This window comes from Vibrio viridaestus (genome assembly GCF_003856525.1).
In the GTDB taxonomy this organism is placed as follows: Bacteria; Pseudomonadota; Gammaproteobacteria; order Enterobacterales; family Vibrionaceae; genus Vibrio; species Vibrio viridaestus.
In genome coordinates this window covers 1-996 of record NZ_RJVQ01000042.1, presented here as the reverse complement: position 1 = coordinate 996, position 996 = coordinate 1, and the positions used below count along the sequence as shown (strand labels likewise).

The window sequence follows — 996 nt, the reverse complement described above, 5'->3', positions numbered from 1 at the left end:
CTAGGTAATCTAKTATCYTTATGCATGAAGATAATMAATTCGGTCGTTGTGGTCGGACTCTATTATGGATTTCTGACCACATTYTCCATAGGGCCCTCTTATCTCTTCCTTCTCCGAGCTCGGGTTATGGAMGAAGGAGAAGAAGGAACCGAGAARRARGTATCAGCAACAACWGGTTTTATTRCGGGRCAGCTYATRATGTTCATATCGATCTATTATGCGCCTCTGCATYTAGCAYTGGGTAGACCTCATACAATAACTGTCCTAGCTCTACCGTATCTTTTGTTTCATTTCTTCTGSAAYAATCACAAACACTTYTTTGATTATGGATCTACTACCAGAAATKMAATGCGTAATCTYMGCATTCAATGTGTATTCCTGAATAATCTCATTTTTCAATTATTCAAYYATTTCATTTTACCAAGTTCAATGTTAGCCAGATTAGTCAACATTTATATGTTTCGATGCAACAACAAGATGTTATTCGTAACAAGTAGTTTTGTTGGTTGGTTAATTGGTCACATTTTATTCATGAAATGGGTTGGATTGGTATTAGTCTGGATACAGCAAAATAATTCTATTAGGTCTAATGTAGTTATTAGATCTAATAAGTATAAGTTCCTTGTGTCAGAATTGAGAAATTCTATGGCTCGAATCTTTAGTATTCTCTTATTTATTACCTGTGTCTACTATTTAGGCAGAATACCATCACCCATTTTTACTAAGAAACTTAAAGGAACCTCAGAAACGGGTGGGACTAAACAGGACCAAGAGGTATCCACCGAAGAAGCTCCTTTTCCTTCTCTTTTTTCGGAAGAAGGGGAAGATCTGGACAAAATCGATGAAATGGAAGAAATCCGAGTGAATGGAAAAGACAAAATTAATAAGGATGATGAATTCCACGTTCGAACATACTATAACTATAAAACTGTTTCTGAAAATCTATATGGAAATAAAGAAAATTCGAATTTAGAATTTTTCAAAATAAAAAAAAAA

1 protein-coding gene is annotated in these 996 nt (G+C 34.5%); it reads left to right on the top strand.

Annotated elements, in window-relative coordinates; genetic code table 11:
- Nucleotides 1–24 precede the first annotated feature (24 nt).
- A partial coding sequence (locus EES38_RS23185) for a hypothetical protein (protein WP_148090387.1) occupies nt 25–996 on the top strand: 972 nt, incomplete at its 3' end.